General features: G+C 72.1%; 13 protein-coding genes. 4 read left to right on the forward strand and 9 right to left on the reverse strand.

Going from position 1 to position 16,695, the window contains the following annotated elements:
• Positions 1-4: 4 nt before the first annotated feature.
• The 3 genes from ACIBEF_RS21930 (at position 5) to ACIBEF_RS21940 (ending at position 3,631) form a co-directional block, all read left to right on the forward strand.
• Positions 5-868, forward strand: coding sequence for a choice-of-anchor P family protein (locus ACIBEF_RS21930; protein WP_396795040.1), 864 nt, complete (start codon positions 5-7; stop codon positions 866-868).
• Between the two features lie 5 nt (positions 869-873).
• A complete protein-coding gene (gene wecB / locus ACIBEF_RS21935; RefSeq protein WP_396795041.1) occupies positions 874-2,034 on the forward strand; it encodes a non-hydrolyzing UDP-N-acetylglucosamine 2-epimerase in 1,161 nt (386 codons plus the stop codon).
• 127 nt (positions 2,035-2,161) lie between these two features.
• Complete coding sequence (locus ACIBEF_RS21940; protein WP_396795042.1) at positions 2,162-3,631, forward strand: acyltransferase family protein; 1,470 nt, start codon at positions 2,162-2,164, stop codon at positions 3,629-3,631.
• Positions 3,632-3,696: 65 nt separating this feature from the next.
• Here ACIBEF_RS21940 and ACIBEF_RS21945 read toward each other — a convergent pair whose 3' ends face one another.
• The 5 genes from ACIBEF_RS21945 to ACIBEF_RS21965 form a co-directional block, all read right to left on the reverse strand.
• Entirely contained in the window at positions 3,697-4,899 is a 1,203-nt protein-coding gene (locus ACIBEF_RS21945) for a YeiH family protein (protein ID WP_396795043.1), read from the reverse strand.
• Positions 4,899-5,045: a hypothetical protein gene (locus ACIBEF_RS21950; RefSeq protein ID WP_396795044.1), complete on the reverse strand. Its 147-nt coding sequence runs from the start codon at positions 5,043-5,045 to the stop codon at positions 4,899-4,901. The genes ACIBEF_RS21945 and ACIBEF_RS21950 overlap by 1 nt, the downstream gene beginning before the upstream one ends.
• Before the next feature lie 176 nt (positions 5,046-5,221).
• On the reverse strand, positions 5,222-5,302 hold the full coding sequence (locus tag ACIBEF_RS21955; RefSeq protein WP_355006783.1) for a putative leader peptide: 81 nt from the start codon (positions 5,300-5,302) through the stop codon (positions 5,222-5,224).
• A 312-nt stretch (positions 5,303-5,614) separates the two neighbouring features.
• Entirely contained in the window at positions 5,615-7,408 is a 1,794-nt protein-coding gene (locus ACIBEF_RS21960; protein WP_396795068.1) for an adenylyl cyclase, read from the reverse strand.
• A gap of 549 nt (positions 7,409-7,957) precedes the next feature.
• On the reverse strand, positions 7,958-8,230 hold the full coding sequence (locus tag ACIBEF_RS21965) for a GlsB/YeaQ/YmgE family stress response membrane protein (protein ID WP_396795069.1): 273 nt from the start codon (positions 8,228-8,230) through the stop codon (positions 7,958-7,960).
• Positions 8,231-8,712: 482 nt separating this feature from the next.
• Here ACIBEF_RS21965 and ACIBEF_RS21970 point away from each other — a divergent pair, with 482 nt between their 5' ends.
• A complete protein-coding gene (locus tag ACIBEF_RS21970) occupies positions 8,713-11,754 on the forward strand; it encodes a BTAD domain-containing putative transcriptional regulator (RefSeq protein ID WP_396795045.1) in 3,042 nt (1,013 codons plus the stop codon).
• 7 nt (positions 11,755-11,761) lie between these two features.
• On the opposite strand, the gene ACIBEF_RS21975 is transcribed toward ACIBEF_RS21970, so the two are convergent.
• From ACIBEF_RS21975 to ACIBEF_RS21990, 4 genes are all read right to left on the reverse strand, one after another.
• Positions 11,762-12,316, reverse strand: coding sequence for a dihydrofolate reductase family protein (locus ACIBEF_RS21975; protein WP_396795046.1), 555 nt, complete (start codon positions 12,314-12,316; stop codon positions 11,762-11,764).
• Between the two features lie 73 nt (positions 12,317-12,389).
• Positions 12,390-12,956, reverse strand: coding sequence for a hypothetical protein (locus ACIBEF_RS21980; protein WP_396795047.1), 567 nt, complete (start codon positions 12,954-12,956; stop codon positions 12,390-12,392).
• A 17-nt stretch (positions 12,957-12,973) separates the two neighbouring features.
• Entirely contained in the window at positions 12,974-14,821 is a 1,848-nt protein-coding gene (locus ACIBEF_RS21985; RefSeq protein WP_396795048.1) for a S9 family peptidase, read from the reverse strand.
• Positions 14,822-16,600, reverse strand: coding sequence for an N-acetylglutaminylglutamine amidotransferase (locus ACIBEF_RS21990; protein WP_396795050.1), 1,779 nt, complete (start codon positions 16,598-16,600; stop codon positions 14,822-14,824). It abuts the gene before it with no gap.
• Positions 16,601-16,695 lie beyond the last annotated feature (95 nt).

The raw sequence follows: 16,695 nt of genomic DNA on the forward strand, positions 1-16,695 counted from the left end.
ATCTATGCCACGAGTTAGATCCGGTCTCGCCCGCACCGCCGCGGTGCTGGCCGGTGGTCTCGCCATGGCCGTCCTGGCAGCCTCTCCGGCGATGGCCGACACCTCCCAGTCCTCCGCCTCGGCGCTTCAGATCAGCCTGCTCGGTGGTGGCCTCGCCAGCTCCGGCACGGCGTCGGCCACCAACGACGGCACCACCGAGTCGATCTCCGGCAACCAGAATCCCCCGCTGGCGGTACTCGGCGCGCAGACCGTCATCACCGCCGGGGTGCTCGCCCAGAACGTCCGGGCCTTCAACGACGGAACCTCGGCGGCCTGCGCCGGCGTGCTCGGCGTCGGCGGCTCGATCACCATCGGTCCCGGCGGGTCGTGCCTCGTCACGCCCGGCGCGGCGGTGACGCTGACCCTCGGCACCAGTGGCCTCGCCACGATCTCGCTCGTCGCCGACGCCATCTACTCGTCGTGCACCGCCACCAGCAGCCCGTCGGCGACCGGCACCGCGACCCTGGCCAACGCCCGGATCGTCTCGACGCTGCTGGGTATCGAGACGACACTGCTCAACCTTCCGATCAACCCGGCGCCGAACACCGGGCTGAGCATCCCGGGGCTGATCGACCTGACCCTCAACGGCCAGTCCAGCTCGGGCGTGGGTCAGCTCACCGTCACAGCGCTGAACCTGACCGCGCTCGGTGGGGCGCTGGCCGGCGTCACCATCGGCACGTCGAGCTGCGGGGCCAACGCGGTCGCTCCCCCCATTCCGGTGATCCCGCTCGCCGGGGCACCGCTCGCGCTCGGTCTCGGCGCGCTCGTGGCCGGCACCACCGGCGGGTTCTCGCTCTACCGGCGTCGCCGCGCGGCTGCCAGGAGCTGACCGACATGTGTGCGAGCAGCTCGACACCGCGAGAGGTCCTGATCCTCGCCGGCACCAGGCCGGAAGGAGTGAAGACCGCGCCTCTGATCCACCGTCTCCTCGATGATCCGAGGTTCACGGTACGGGTGGCGGATACCGGTCAACAGCCGGGACGCGTCGCCGAGGCACTCGCCCCGTTCGGTCTCCGCCCGGAGGTGAGCCTGCGCCCGCAACGGCGTAGCGGCTCGCTCGCCGAACTGGCGGCGGCACTGATCACGGGCATCGACGAGCTGCTCACACACCACCGTCCAGCGGCGGTCGTGGTGCAGGGGGACACCACGACCGCCCTGGCCGGCGGGACTGCCGCGTTCTGGCGGCATGTCCCGGTCGTCCACCTGGAGGCCGGACTGCGGACCAACGACCTGGACCGGCCGTTCCCGGAGGAGGCCAACCGGGCCATGCTCGCCCGTATCGCCGCACTGCACCTGGCGCCGACACAGGCGGCCCGGGCGAACCTCATCGGTGAGGGCATTCGCTCCAGCGCGATCGTGGTGACCGGCAACACCGTCGTGGACGCCCTGCACGACCTGGTCGAGCGCGGCATGGCCCAGGCACCGGACTGGGTCGACCCGGCCCGCAAGCTCGTCGTGGCCACCGTGCACCGACGGGAGAACTGGGGCCACGGGGTAGCGGCCACTGTGGACGGCCTCCGCCGCCTGGCGCAGGCGTGCCCGGACGCCCAGATCGTGATGGTCACCCACCCGAACCCGCAACTCAGCGCAGAGGTCACCACGGGCTTCGCGGGCGTGACCAACGCCCGGGTCACGCCACCACTGCCCTATCCACAGATGGTCGGGCTGCTGCGGGCGGCCGACCTGGTCGTCACCGACTCGGGCGGGCTCCAGGAGGAGGCCGCCACCCTGGGGGTGCCGTTGTTGGTCACCAGGGAGACCACGGAACGCCCGGAGGCCCTGACACCGGGCCGTGGCGAGTTGGTGGGCACCGATCCCGAACGGCTCCTGTCGGCCGGGCTCCGTCACCTCGCCAGCGGGCGGACCGCCGTCGTGGGGTCGCCGTTCGGTGACGGGCGGGCGAGTGACCGCTCCGTCGTTGCCCTGGCAGGGCTGCTGAACGTACCGGCCCGTCGGGTCGTGCAGCGTCGCCGCACCGCCGCTGCCGTCGGTTGACCCCGGCCGATACGGACAATCATCCAAATTTGCGGACAAACCTCCTTTGCCCACTGATAATTGGCACATCGATCGGCTGCGCTCCGATCCGTCGGTCCAACACTTCAGTGATCAGAGGAGTCGTCAGGTGCAGGCGAAGTTGAACGGGCAGCGTTCCGCGACGCTGCAGGGCAGATACTCCGCCCAGCACAACGCCTTCGGCGTCCTACGCCTGGCGATGGCGTGTGGCGTGATCATCGCGCACGCCGGCCCGCTCGGCTTCGGTCAGCACAACCTCGGCGCGGCCACCTTCGGCCGGCAGAGCGACCTCGGCACCCTGTGCCTGTACGGATTCTTCCTGATCTCGGGGTTCCTCATCACCGACAGCGCGCTGCGCTCCACACTGCGCCAGTACGTCCGCGCCCGCCTGCTGCGGGTCTTCCCCGGGCTGTGGGCCTGCCTGCTGGTCACCGCGTTCGTCTTCGCGCCGCTGGCCGCGCTGTACGAGAACGGCAACCTCGACGGGTTCTGGGGGCACCCGGAAGGGCCCTTCGACTACGTCACGACGAACGTCCTCGCCTCGATGGAGCAGTTCCCCATCTCCGGGTTGCTCGCCGACACCCCGTACGGCCTGATCGTCGGCGGGCCGAGCGCGTTCGACGGCTCACTGTGGACACTGCGGTACGACCTGGCCTTCTACGGGATCGTCGGCATCCTGGTGGTGACCTCGGTGCTGCACCGGGCACCTCGCGCGGTGCTCGTCCTCACCGCCGTCTGTTACGCCCTGGTCCTGCGCGACTTCTTCACGGCGCCGACCTGGAGCTCGCGTCCGCCGCAACACGGCGCGATCGGGCCGTTCCCACTGCTCGGCGCGTTCGCCGCCGACTGGACGCTGATGCTCGGCTTCCTGTTCCTGCTCGGTGCCGCCGCCCGCCTGTACGCGCACCGGATCCCGATGACCAGCGAGCTGGCCGTGCTGGCCGGCGTCGCGTTGGTCGGCTCGCTGTGGCTGGGCGGGTTCTTCGCGGTGGGCCTGCCGGCGTTCGCCTACCTGGTGCTCTTCGCCGCCGTCGCGCTGCCGAAGCGGCTGTCCGGGATCAGCCGCCGGCACGACTACACCTACGGCATCTACATCTACGGCTTTCCGGTGCAGCAGATGATCGCCCTGCTCGGCGGGGCCCGCTTCGGGATGCTCGGCTACATCGTGCTGAGCCTGCTCGGTGCCCTCCTGTTCGCCGTCCTCTCCTGGCACCTGGTGGAACGGCCCGCCCTCGGCTTCAAGACCGGCAGCGGACGCGCACGGCACCGGCGCGCGGGCCGCACCGCCAGCCCTCGCGCCGTGCTGATCCCCAGCCCGGTGACCGTCAAGGGCGCCGAGGCGCGCGCCGGCCGGCACAAGGCGGGTGCCCGGCACAGCCGGTCGTCGAAGAACGCCCCCGCCACGGATGCCACCCCGCAGCGCGCCAAGCGGCTCACCGGAACGGCGGCGTCGTTCCTGGCGGTGCCCGTACGGACCAGGAAGGACCTTCCGTTCGACCCGGTGATGACGCCCACCTCGCACGCCCGGTCGGGTCGGTCACACCGCGCGCCGACCACCTCGACGACACCGCCCCGCTGATCAGGATGGGGCCGGAGCCAGGCTGGCTCCGGCCCCAGCACCGTCCGCAGGGGCGGCCGGCTGGCTCAGACCGAGAAGTTGCGGAACAGCAGGGACGCCAGGGCGAGCGCCAACGCGAGGTTGAACACTGTGGCACTGGCGAACACCGCCACTGGCCGCCAACCGGCCTCCCGCAGCGACGCGACCCGCACCTCCAGGCCGATGCTGACGAAGGCCAGGATCAGGAACCACACGCGCAGGTCGTTGACGATGGCGATGGTGGCCTTGCCGTCCGCGCCAGCGGCGTCGAGGTACCAGGTGGCGATGACCGAGGCCGCGATGAAGCCGAGGACGAACTTCGGAAACCGCGTCCACAGCTCACCGAGGCCCGGTCGGGCCGCGCCGGGCCGTCGTTCCACCCGCAGTGTGAAGTACGCGGTGAGCGCGACCGCCACCACACCCATCAGGGCATTCTGGGTGACCTTGACGATGCTGGCGATCTGGAGCGCCTCCTCACCGGCGAGCGCTCCCGCCGCGGTGACCGCAGCCGTGGTGTCGATGTTGCCACCGATCCAGGCGCCGGCCACCGCGTCGGAAAGCCCGAACACGTCGGCCAACCAGGGCAGGACGAAGATGGACGGCAACGCGAAGACGATGACCAGACTCGCCGTGTAGGCCAACTGCTCGCGGCGCGCCCGCACGGCACCGGCGGCGGCGATCGCCGCGCTGACTCCGCAGATCGACACGGCCGACGCGAGTAGCGCCCGTAGCTTGTCGTCGAGGCCGAACCTGCCGGCCAGCCACCAGGTGAACAGGAACACCCCGCTGATCAGCAGAATCGCCTGGGCTATCGCCGGGCCGGCGGCGCTGGCGATGACGGCCAGGTTGATCGACGCCCCGAGCAGCACCAGACCGGTCTTGATGAAGAACTCGGTCCGGAACGCGGCGGCGATCCGGTCCCGCCACCCGAGCAGCGTGACGGCGACGTTGCCGAGCAGGCCGAGCAGGATCGCGTACACCGGGTACTCGATCGCCGCTCCGATGTCCTCGACGGCGGTGCCGTCGGCCCAGGCCGGGACGTTCTGCTCCAGGTAGCGGGTGAGCGCGGCGAGACCGACCACGATCAGCAGGCCGAGCACTGTCCACGCCCAGAACGCGCCGTCACGCGCCACCTTGGTCGGCCCGACGGGATCGGCTGTGGTCGACGACGTGTCGCGTTCGCTCTCGGTGGGCGGGTCGTCCGCGGAGGTGCCGGGCTCATTGCCGGTGCGGGTCACGTCGGCGGTCATCAGGGCACCAGCCCGGCGGGGATGGCACCGAGCAGGACCAGGGCGAGCAGGGCCAGGCCGAGGATGGTCGCCGCCCAGTCCTCGTTGAACGCGAGCCGGGACTCTCCGGCGGTCTCCGGAGTGGGCGGTGACGGATCGGTGGTCATGACGTACCTCCAGGAATAGCCCGATCCGGCCGTGGCGGGATCGGTTGAGGGGCGAGCAAGACAGACGGGGCCTCGGTGACAACGCGAAGGCCGCCGGGCCGGTTGGACCACGGGACGGCGCGTGATTCGGCAGCGGGGCCGGAGGAAGGGTGCGGGTGGTGCTAGCCGGTCGGTGGTCAGCGACCCGGACAGAGCTCGGAGGCGACCCGCATCAGGTCAACGGCCCGACGCGAGGTGAGGAACGGACCATCCGGCATTGGCCCATTTTCCTATCGACTCAATAGGAATTCAAGACCGTGAGCGAGATTCCCCGCCAGCCGTCGACGGCAGGCGGAGGTGACCCTGCGGCTCAAGCCGTGTCAGAGGTTCCCCTGAGCAGGCGGGATCAGGCCCTGTGCGGGCCTTCGTCGCCGCCAGCCCGCGTTGGCGATTGCGGCCGCGGCATGGACCGGCCGCCGGGTCTCAGCCGAGCTGGGCAACCACCCGCAGCAGGCCGGGGCCCAACCAAGCCAGCCCAAAGGGGCCGGAGCCATCGCCGGCTCCGGCCCCGTCGGTACGCCCGATCCCCGCTACGGGGTCGGGTACTGGGCCAGATAGATCGGAGCGCCGACCTTCGTCATGTCGGCGGCGTCCCCGACGCCGTTGACCACATGGTCGATCGTGCCGGCGCTGAGGTTGACGGTCATGATGTGGTGCAGCCGCACCCCGGGCCGGTTCGGGACCTCGAAGCCGTTCTCGGTGTGGATCGACGGGTTGTTCTGGTTGAACACGTACACCCCGCCGCCGTACAGGGTGTGGTGACGCACCCGGTCACCGACCTTGTACCCGGCCCAGCCCTCGACCGCGCCGTTCATCCAGTCGGCCTGCGTCGGCGGGTCGTACGGCAGCTCGTTCTGGTAGAGGATCGTGGTGCCGTGCTCGCCGTTCCAGACCGTGTTGTAGCGCTGGAAGTGCTCGACGAAGAGGCCCGTCGCTGTCACGTGGTCGCCGTTGATGACGGCCCCGTAGCGGCCGGTGTTCGTACGCCAGCGGTCGGTGTCACCGTTGACGCCCTCGGTGAAGCCCTCGACGCCGTGATCACCGCGCCACACCCAGGTGTGGTCGATGAGCACGTTGTCGCTGTTGACCTCCAGCGCGGTGTTCGTCCGCCCGATGTGCGGGCCGCCGACCCGGAAGTACACGTCGGAGAGCGTGGTCGGGTTGTGCGGGCTGCTCGCGTCGCGGCCGTGCTCACGTCCGACCCGCAGCAGTACCGGCGACTCGACGAGGCCGGCGTCGATCGTGACACCGGCGACGATCACCCCGGGAACACCGGCCACGTCCAGCGGGATCGCGCCGTTCACGGCGGTCAGCGTGGCGTGCCCGATCCCCAACACCACGGTGTTCGGACGCCGAACCTCGATGCTGCGCGCGATGTCGTACGTGCCGGGCGTGAGCAGCAGGTGCTTGCCCCGCGCCAGCTGGCTGTTGATGACGCGTACCGAGTCCGACGGCTTGGCGATGAAGAAGTCGCCGATCCCGATGGTGCGCCCCGGCGTGATGCCGTCAGCCCAGGAGACGCCCCGGCTGTCGCGCTGCGCGGCGGGCACCCGCACCTGGTAGCGACCCTTGCCGTCGACGAAGAGGTAGGGCTTCTCCCGGCTCAGCGGAGTGGTCTCCAGGGTGGTGTACGGCGGGTCGGGGAACGTGGCGTCGTCCGGCGCGCCCTCGACCCCCGCGAACACCTGGTTCCACACCGCGTTGGACCAACTGCCGACCTCGCTGTTGCGGGTCAGCCACTGTTGCTGTGAACCGTTCGTCGTGGCCGGCAGCCGGGAGTCCGCGATGAACCCGCCGCTGGCGTACTGCGGGCCGGCCGTGCAGTAGTCCATCAGCGACAGACCGCCGCCCCCGATGTTCAGGCGGCGCATCGACACCGCCTGGGAGACCGCCCAGAAGTTCGCCGACGACCGGCAGCCGTCCTGGCCGGCCGCGTTGATGGTGAGCGAGAGGTTGGACAGGGTGCGCCAGAAGTTGACCAGCGCGAGGCAGTTGCCGGTGCCGCCGTCGGCGAGGCAGCGGTTGTAGACCTCCAACTTGCCGTTGACGGTGACGTCGGTGGGCGAGGCGCCCAGGCCGGACACCTCGGTGTAGTAGCCGACCTTGGCCTGCAACGGCTGCGCGGCCGTGCCGTACGTGCCGGGCTTGAAGAGGTAGGCGTGCCGCTCGGTGCCCATCTCGTTGTCGACCTGCCGGGCGTGCGCCGCGTCGAGGGTCTGCTGGATCTCGCCGACCGGCATGGACGGGTCGAAGATCGTCACGTTCGGGCCGAAATCGGGTGCGCCGTGCGTCGGGCGGCCGGCGCTGGCCACCGTGCTGGTCATCGTGGTGGCGGTGGTCAACACCAGGGCGAGCAGGAGGGTACGACCGGATCTCCGGCGTACGCGGCGGGACAGGGTTGTCACGTGGTTCGTCCTCTCCGCTGGCCGGCGTACGTCCGGCGCAGCTGGGGGCGGTGAGAGCGCTCTCTGAGCCCGACGGCCGAAGGTGGGGTCGCACCGAAGGGTTGACATGTTTCTACCCCCTGAGCCGGCCGCGCGCCATCACCGGGGACGGGCGAACTTCGTCATGCGGTGATTGTGGGCCGGCTCGTTGTCAGCGAGGCAGCACCGCCGCAAGCATGCCGGGAGGGCCTCGTGGTGGCGGCCGGTGCTGAGCGGCGCAGGTCCGTCCCCTGGGAACGTGCATCAGGCCGGGGCGCATTCTTCAGCGCTTGCAGACGGGTCGCCGCCCTCCCATCCGAACCCGGACGCAGCGCCGGCCCACCCTCCTGCGGAGGGCGGGCCGGCGCGATGGCGCGAAGGGCGCGATGGCGCGAAGGGCGCGATAGTGCGAAGGGCGCGATAGTGCGAGAGGCGCGACGGTGTGGGAGGTCAGCGCACCCGGCGGCGGCCGTGGGTACCGGCGACGATCGCCACGCCGACAGCGGCGAAAGCGACCTGCAGCATCAGCTCGATCCAGTCGATTCCGCCGGTCTCGGCGACGCCGAGGGCACCGGCGACGAGTGTGCCGAGGATCGCCGCGACCACACCGATGAGCAGTGTCAGCCAGATGGGGATGTTCTGCTTGCCTGGGATGACCAGCCGGCCCAGCGCGCCGATGACCAGGCCGATGATGATGGCGGCGAAAAAGCCGGAAATTTCCACGGGAAGCCGTCCTTCAAGAGAGAGATGCAGTCGACGGCTTAATTGCCCCAAGCAACCAACCCCAAAACATCTCCACCCCAGCCCACGCGATCTTGCACTTTGTGCTGCCGTAATGCCGGCTTACGCCACGTATGTCACCGCAGAAAGTGCAAGATCGCGGGAGAGTGGGGTCTCCCGGGCCGCGGCAACCCCACGCGCCGTCGATCATGGAGTTGTGGTGGTGCACATAACGGGTTTTCGCGGCTAGAGCGGCCACCATAAGTCCATGATCGACGGACTGGGGGGTGGGGTGCGGGGTGCGGGGTGCAGGGCGGGGAGGGCAGGGGCGGGGCGGGGCGGGCAAGGGCGGGGCGGGGCGGGCAAGGGCGGGGCGGGCAGGGCGGGGCGGGGGATCGGCGCTGGTGGGTCTCTCTGTGGTGCGGGGACGCGTTGGTGGTTCCCGCCCGTCGCGGTGTGCTTTGGGTCGCCTGACCGGCGCTAGGATGACCGCCGTGCAGTTCGGGGTGCTCGGGCCGCTCGCCGTGACCACGGACGTCGGCGAGCCGGTGGTGGTGCCCGGCACCAAGGTGCGGGCGTTGCTGGCCGATCTGTTGGCCAACCGCAACCAGGTGGTCTCGGCGGACCGCCTCATCGACGACCTGTGGGGTGAGGACGCCCCCGCCAATCCGACCGGGGCCCTCCAGGTGCGGGTGTCGCAGCTGCGCAAGGCGCTCAACGACGCTGAGCCCGGCGCCCGCGAGCTGGTCGAGTCCCGGCCACCCGGCTACCTGCTGCGGGTCGAAGCGGTCGACGTCGACCGCTTCGACGAGCTGGCCCGCTGCGCCGACGTCGACCGGCTGACCGAGGCCCTCGCCTTGTGGCGCGGCGAGGCGTACGCCGACGTGGCCGACGCCGAGTTCGTGCGGGCCGAGGCGGCCCGCCTCGCCGAGCAGCGCCTCGTCGTTCAGGAGCGGTTGGCGCAGGCCCGGCTGGCCCGGGGTGAGCATGACCTGGTGGCCGCTGACCTGGTTGAGCTGGTCGCGAGGCATCCGCTGCGCGAGGGCCTGCGGGCGGTGCAGCTACGCGCGTTGTACGCGGCCGGCCGCCAGTCCGAGGCGTTGGAGAGCTACGCCGAGCTGCGGGCCCGCCTCGCCGAGGAGCTGGGCCTCGATCCCGGCCCGGAGCTGGTCGACCTGCACCGCAGGATCCTCGAACAGGACGCCGGCCTGAACGCCCCGCCGAAGGCCGCGATCGTCCGGGGCAACCTGCCGGCCCCGCTCGACGAGTTGATCGGGCGGGACGAGGCGCTGGCCGAACTGCGGGCGCTGCTGCCCCGGCAGCGGCTCGTCACGCTGGTCGGCCCGGGCGGCGTCGGCAAGACCCGACTGGCCACCGAGACGGCCCGCGCGGCGTCCTACCCGGACGGCGTCCGACTGGTCGAGCTGGCCCCGCTCCCGGCCGGTGACGCCCGCGTCGCCGAACAGGTTCTCGCCGCTCTGGGCGCACACGAGGCCGCCGGAACAACCCAGTCCCCCGCCGACCGGTTGGTCACCGCGCTGCGGCACCGGCAGGTGCTGCTCGTGCTGGACAACTGCGAACACGTCATCGAACCGGTCGCCGAGCTGGTCGCCCGGCTGCTGCGCGACGTGCCCGGGGTGAGCGTGCTGGCCACCAGCCGGGAGCCACTCGGGCTGACCGGTGAGCTGCTCTGGGAGGTACCCCCACTGCCGGTACCCGACAACGGTGACCTGGACGCGGTCCGGCGCTCGGCGGCGGCCCGGTTGTTCGTCGCCCGCGCCGCCGCACAGCAGCGCGGTTTCCGCCTCGACGGGCCGACCGCGACGGCGGTGGCCCAGCTGTGCCGCCGCCTCGACGGGCTGCCGCTGGCGTTGGAGCTGGCCGCGACCCGGGTCCGCGCGCTGGGCGTACGCGGGGTGGTGGAGCGGCTCGACGACCGGTTCCGGCTGCTCACCTCCGCGCAGCGGGACGTGCCACCCCGGCAGCGGACGCTCACCGCGGTGATCGGTTGGAGCTGGGACCTCCTGGACGAGTCCGACCGGGTGGTGCTCGCCCAACTGGCGGTGTTCCCGGACGGCTGCACCCCGGAGGCCGCGGAAGAGGTCTGCCGAACCGACCTGGACGCCCTCGCCCGGCTGGTGGACCGATCGCTGGTGGTGCTCGACGACTCCGGCGCGGCCCCCCGCTACCGGCTGCTCGAATCGGTGGCCGCGTTCTGCCTGGACCGTCTCAGCGACCCCGACGAGGTACGCGGGCGGCACGCCTCCTACTACACCGAGCTGGCCGAACGCGCCGACCCCGGGCTGCGCGGGGCCGACCAGCAGCGGTGGCTGGCGCTGCTCGACACCGAGCTGGCGAACCTGCGGTCGGCGCTGGCGCACGGTGGCGGGCTGCGCCTGGCGGTCGCACTGAGCTGGTACTGGTTCCTGCGCGGCCGGCTCACCGAGGCACGGCGGGCGCTGGCCGTGCCCGGCGACGCGGAGCAGGAGGCCCGCGCCGCACCCTGGCGGGTCGGCTTCGCCCTGTCGCAGGGCGAGGTGATCGCACCGGACGACGTGCGCGCCGCCGTGGCCGCCGACCCGGGCAGCCACGCCGCGTGGTTCGCGGCCAACGCGGTGATCGAACACGGCGACCTGGCCCTGGTCGCGGAGCTGCTGCCCACCGCCGCCACCGATAAGTGGACCGAGGCGGCGGTGCTCACCACCCTGGCCCACATCGCCCACGCCAACGGTGACCAGGCCACCCTGGAGCGCACCGCGACCCGCAGCGCCATGCTCTTCGCCGACCTCGGCGACCGGTGGGGTCGGCTCCGGGCGACGGAGTGGGTGGGTGGGCTGGCGGACATGCGTGGCGAGCACGAGCGCGCCGCCGCGCTGCACCGGGAGGGGCTGCGCTGGGCCGAGGAGTTGGCGCTGTGGCCGCAGGTCTGCGCCGAGCTGTCCTGGCTGGCCTGGCTCGCCGTGCAGACCCGCGACTACGCCCAGGGTCGGGAACTGGCCGAACGCGCCTACGACCTGGCGGTGGAGCAGGGCTCGCCCGGCGCGCTGATCTTCGCGGAGATGAGCCTCGGGCTGGCCGCCCGCCGCGACGGCAAGCTCGACCTGGCCGTCACCCACCTCAGCCGCCTCGCCGACCTGGGCCGGGAAGAGAGCCAACCCGCGCTCTACCTGCCGATGGTGCTGGTGGAGCTGGGCTACGCGGTCGAGCAGGGCGGCGACCCGGACGCCGCGTTGGCCCTGCACGTCGAGGCGTTCGAGGTCGCCGAGGCGATGGCGACGATGCGCGACGCGGTCGGCCCGCTGGAGGGGATGGCGGCGGCGGTGCGCTCCCCCGAGGTCGCCGCCCGGCTGCTGGGCGCCGCGGCCGCCGCCCGGATCGCCACGCAGTCCCCCGCCGCGCCGGCCGAACGCGACGACACCGACCGGGTGACCGCACGCCTGCGGGCCGAACTCGGGCCGGAACGCTTCGACGCACTGCTCGCCGAGGGCGCGCGGCTGAGCCCGGGCGAGGCCCGGGCCCAGCTCTGACCGGTGCTCAGGAGGTCACCTTCGGCTGGTACGAGGCGACGATCACGCCGCTCTTGTGCACCCGGGTGTCGACCAGGTCGAACGACGCCTTGACGTCGGCCAGGGGCGCGGTGAGGCTGGGGCCGCCCTCCAGCACCGGGTGGATCCAGAACCGGACCTCGTCCACCAGGCCCGCCCGGATCAACTGGGCGGTGACCGAGCCGAAGCCGTACTGGATGATGTTCCTGCCCGGCTGGGCCTTGAGCGCGGTGACCGCCTCGACCAGGTCGCCCTGGAGCACGTCGGTGTTGTTCCAGGTGGGGTTGGTCAGGGTGGTCGAGGCGACGTACTTCTTGACGTTGTTGAAGTACGCGGCGCCCGTGCTCGGGTCGCTCTCGTCCCTGGTCGGCCAGGCGGCGGACATGCCGTCGTAGGTGGCCCGGCCCATCAGCATCGCGTCGGCTTCCTCGGTCTGCGCCCCGGCGAGGCTGGCGGCCTCCTCGTCGAAGTACGGCATGGTCCACATCGGGTTCTCGATGACGCCGTCGAGGGTGATGTAGGTCGAGTTGACGAGCTTGCGCATCGGGATCTCCTGGGTGTCTGTCGTGCTCTCCGGTGACACCCAGAACTCTGGCGGAGCCCGCTTACGATTCGCTTCAGGTGCGCTTACCGGCGTCGCCGACCGGGCCCGGCGCCCGTTCGGTCAAGGGGATCGGCAGCGCCTGCGGGGTCACCGTACCGCCGCCGCTCGAGTGGGCCGGGGCAGGGCGGTCACCGCCGCGGCTGTGCAGCCGTCCGCGCCCGGCCGGACCGGCCCGCCGGGTCACCTCGACGGTCACCATCCGCACCGGCGGTGGCGGCGCGGTGAAACGCCCGACGCCCCACCGCACCCAGAGCGGGATCCGGCCGGCGTCCGCCTCCGCGCGCAGCTTCTGCACCGTACGGGCCCGGTCGGTGTGGTCGACCTCCACCACGACGGGCGGACCGTCCGGACGGGCACACGCCACGTCGAGCACCGAGTGCCGCTGCTCCAGCGGCGGTGGCAGCGGCAGCACGCTGGGCGCGCGCCGGTAGACCCGCCAGCCCTGGGCCTCGGCCCACCGCACCACCGAGTCGATCACCCGCGCGGTGACCTCGTCGGTGTCCAGGTCGACGAAGGTGACCTCGGCCAGCCAGCGACCCAGGTCCGCGGCCAACCGCTCGTCCTGCGCCGCGACCTCCACTGGCGCAGGATAACGCCTCAGCCGACGACGGTCGCGGTCGCGGCGAGGTGCCGGGTCAGCCAGCCGGTGGTGGCTGTCCGGGCCGCCTCGGCGTTGGCCCGCGACAGGAAGTCGTGCCCCTCCCCGGCGAGCACCAGGTGCCCGTGCGGCACACCCCGGTCGGCGAGGGCCTGGGCGACCTGGGCTGACTCGCCCGCCGGCACGTTGGTGTCGTTGGCGCCGTGGATCAGCAGCACCGGCACGTCCAGCCGGTCGATGTGGGTCAGCGGGGAGAGGTCGCGCAGCAGGTCGGCGTCCCGGTGCGGGTCGCCGTACTTGCTGACCGCGGCGGCGGCGATCCACGGCTCGGTGCCGGCGAAGAAGGTCCGGAAGTCGGAGATGCCGCACTCGGCTACCCCGGCGGCGAACAGGCCGGGGAAGTTCACCAGCACCGCGAGGACCAGGTAACCGCCGTAGGAGCGGCCCAGCACGCCGAGCTGGCCGGGCCGGGCGACGCCGGCGTCGACGAGGAAGTCGGCGCAGGCCGCCACGTCGGCGATCGCCCCGTAGCGGCCGGCGAGGTTGTCGGCGGCGACGAACGAACGGCCGAACCCGGACGACCCACGGACGTTGGGCGCGAAGACTGCGATGCCCTGCGCCACCAGAGCCTGGAACAGCGCGTTGTAGCCGGGACGTTCCTGCGCCTCCGGGCCACCGTGCAGGCTGATCGCGGTCGGCCAGGGGCCCGGCCCGGCCGGGCGGTAGAGCCAGCCGGACAGCGGCAACCCGTCGCGGGAGCGCAGGTCGAGAAGGTGCGGTGCGACACCGGCGTTGTCCGTACGCGAAACGCCGGTGTCCGGCCGCAGCGGGCGCGGCGCCCCGGTCGACGGGTCGACCAGCCACACCTCCCGGGGCTGCACCGGCCCCTGCGCGGTGAGGCAGAGCAGGCCGCCGTCGGCGGCGAAGACGGCGTCGCCGAGCACCTCGCCGGGGGCGGCGACGGCCCGCTGCACACCGCTGGCGAAGTCGAGCAGGGTCAGCTCGCTGCGCCCGCCGTAGGTGTTCCACAGCAACGCGCCGCGCTGACCGTCCGCGCTGGGTGTGACGTGTTCCAGCTCGGCGTCCGGTCGTCCGGCGAGCCGGGTCGGCGGCTGCTCCGGTTGGGTCAGGTCGACCCGTACCAGCGCGGCGAGTTCGGAGTACGCGTCGGTGCGGGCCAGCACGCTCGTTCCGTCCGGGCCGAACCAACCCTGGTCGGTGCTGCCCCGCCCGGTGTCCGGGAAGAGCCGCCGCAGGACACCGGTGGCCACGTCGAGCACCTCCAGCCAGCGGGCGTTACGGGGGCCGCGGCGCAGCAACGCGGTGCCCGCGTCCGGGGTCACGTCCAGGAGGGTGAGCAGGTCGCCCTGGGCGAGCACCCGCCGGTGCCCGGTGGACGCGTCGACAAGCAGGGCCTGCCCGTGCTCGTCGGTCTCGGTGACCGCCAGCACGGCGCCGTGCGGCAGCCAGCCGGCCAGCGCGGCGCTGCGGCGGCCGAACCCGGCAACCTGGTGGCGTCGCGTGCCGTCCGGGCGCAGCACCCACAGCTCGGTGCGGGGCGCGCCGCCGGGGGCGACGACACAGGCCAGCCACTGGCCGTCCGGAGACCAGCTCAGGGCGAGAACCGGTTCGTCGCCGACGGGCAGCGCGACGGGCGCCCCCGCGTCGACCTCGCAGACCCAGACACCGGGCGTGCCGGCCCGGTCGGAGAGGAATGCCACCCGCTGGCCGTCGGGGGACGGTGCGGGGGCGAAGTCCTCGGTGATCGGCACCGGCGGCGACACCGGCCGGTGGGTCGCGGGTCGGGGCCGCCGGGTGGTGCGCGGCGGCTCAATCCGTACGCTCATCTAAACCCCGATCCGCTGCAACCAGAGCTCCAGCAGCCCCAGCTGCCAGAGCGCGTTGGAGCCCAGCGTGGTCCGCTGGGTGTTCGGCGCGTCCAGCAACTCCTCCAGGTAGTCCTTGCGGAACAGGCCCCGCTCGCGCGCCGGGCGGGCGGTCAGCGCGTCCCGCACGTCATCGAGCAGTGGACCCGAGAGGTGCCGGATGGCGGGCACCGGGAAGTAGCCCTTCGGCCGGTCGATCACCTCGTCCGGCACGATGCCCCGGCTCGCGGCCTTCAGCACCCCCTTGCCGCCCTGCGCCAGCTTCAAGGTCGGTGGGCAGGCGGCGGCCAGCTCGACCACCTCGTGGTCGAGGAACGGCACGCGGGCCTCCAGCCCCCAGGCCATCGTCATGTTGTCGACCCGCTTGACCGGGTCGTCGACGAGCATCACCAGGCTGTCCAGGCGCAGCGCCGCGTCCAGCGCGGTGTCCGCGCCGGGCGCGCCGAAGTGCGTGGCGACGAACTCCAGGCTGGCGTCGTGGTCGAGCATCCACTCGGGCGCCAGGTGCCCGCCGAGCGCCTCGTGGCGACGATCGAAGAACACCCGGGCGTACGCCTCGACGGCGTCCGCGCGGGCCACGTTGGCCATCGGCGGGTACCAGTCGTAGCCGGCGAGGATCTCGTCGGCGCCCTGTCCGGACTGCACCACGGTGATGCGCTGCGAGACCTCCTCGGAGAGCAGGTGGAACGCGACGCAGTCGTGGCTGACCATCGGCTCGCTCATCGCCGCGATGGCCTGGTGCACGGCGGGCACGAACCGCTTCGCGCCGATGCGGATCTGCTGGTGGTCGGTGTCGAAGTGGCGGGCCATCAGGTCGGAGTAGTGGAACTCGTCGCCGCTCTCCCCCGCTGCCGCCTCGAAGCCGATGCTGAAGGTGGCCAGGCCGGTCTGGCCCTGCTCGGCCAGCAGGGCGACGATGAGACTGGAGTCGAGACCGCCGGAGAGCAGCACGCCGACCGGCACGTCGGCGACCATCCGCCGTCGTACGGCGGTGCGCAACGCCGCCATGAGCCGTTCCTGCCACTCGTCGGCGGACATGGTGGGGGCGGCGGCCCGGTTGAACTCCGGCCGCCAGTAGGTGGTGTCGGTGCTCCGGCCGTCCGCGGTGATCACCCGGACGGTGGCCGGCGGCAGCTTGCGGACCCCGGCGAGGATCGTGCGCGGTGGCGGCACCACCGAGTGGAAGCTCATGTAGTGGTGCAGCGCCACCGGGTCGAGGTCGGTGTCCACGTCACCGGCGGCGAGCAACGCCGGCAGGGTCGAGGCGAAGCGCAGCCGGCCCGGCCCCTCGGCCAGGTAGAGCGGTTTGATGCCGAGCCGGTCCCGGGCCAGCACCAGGGTGTGCGTGGCCAGCTCGACCAGGGCGAACGCGAACATCCCGTAGAACCGTTCGACGCAGGCCGTCCCCCACCGGTGGTACGCCTTGAGGATCACCTCGGTGTCCGAGGTGGACCGGAAGGAGTAGCCGGCGGCGGTCAGCTCGTCGCGCAGCTCCCGGTAGTTGTAGACGCAGCCGTTGAAGACCACTGCCAGACCCAGCTCGTGGTCGACCATCGGCTGGGCGCCCGCGTCGGACAGGTCGATGATGCGCAGTCGGCGGTGAACCAGGGCCACCGACCCCTGCTGCCACCGACCCTCGCCGTCCGGGCCCCGGGAGGCCAGGGCGGGGAGCATCCGCTCGACGGCGGCCAGGTCCGGTGGCGCCCCGTCGAGGCGGAACTCGCCTCCGATACCGCACATGGCTCACACCTCTCATCGGCTGGATCCGCTGGGGGCGCTGACCGGTCCAGGCTTGGCGGACCGGGTTGCGTCCCGATGACGGGTGGGTCAAGCGT

Origin of the sequence: Micromonospora sp. NPDC050795 (genome assembly GCF_044456785.1) — a bacterium.
GTDB lineage: Bacteria > Actinomycetota > Actinomycetes > Mycobacteriales > Micromonosporaceae > Micromonospora.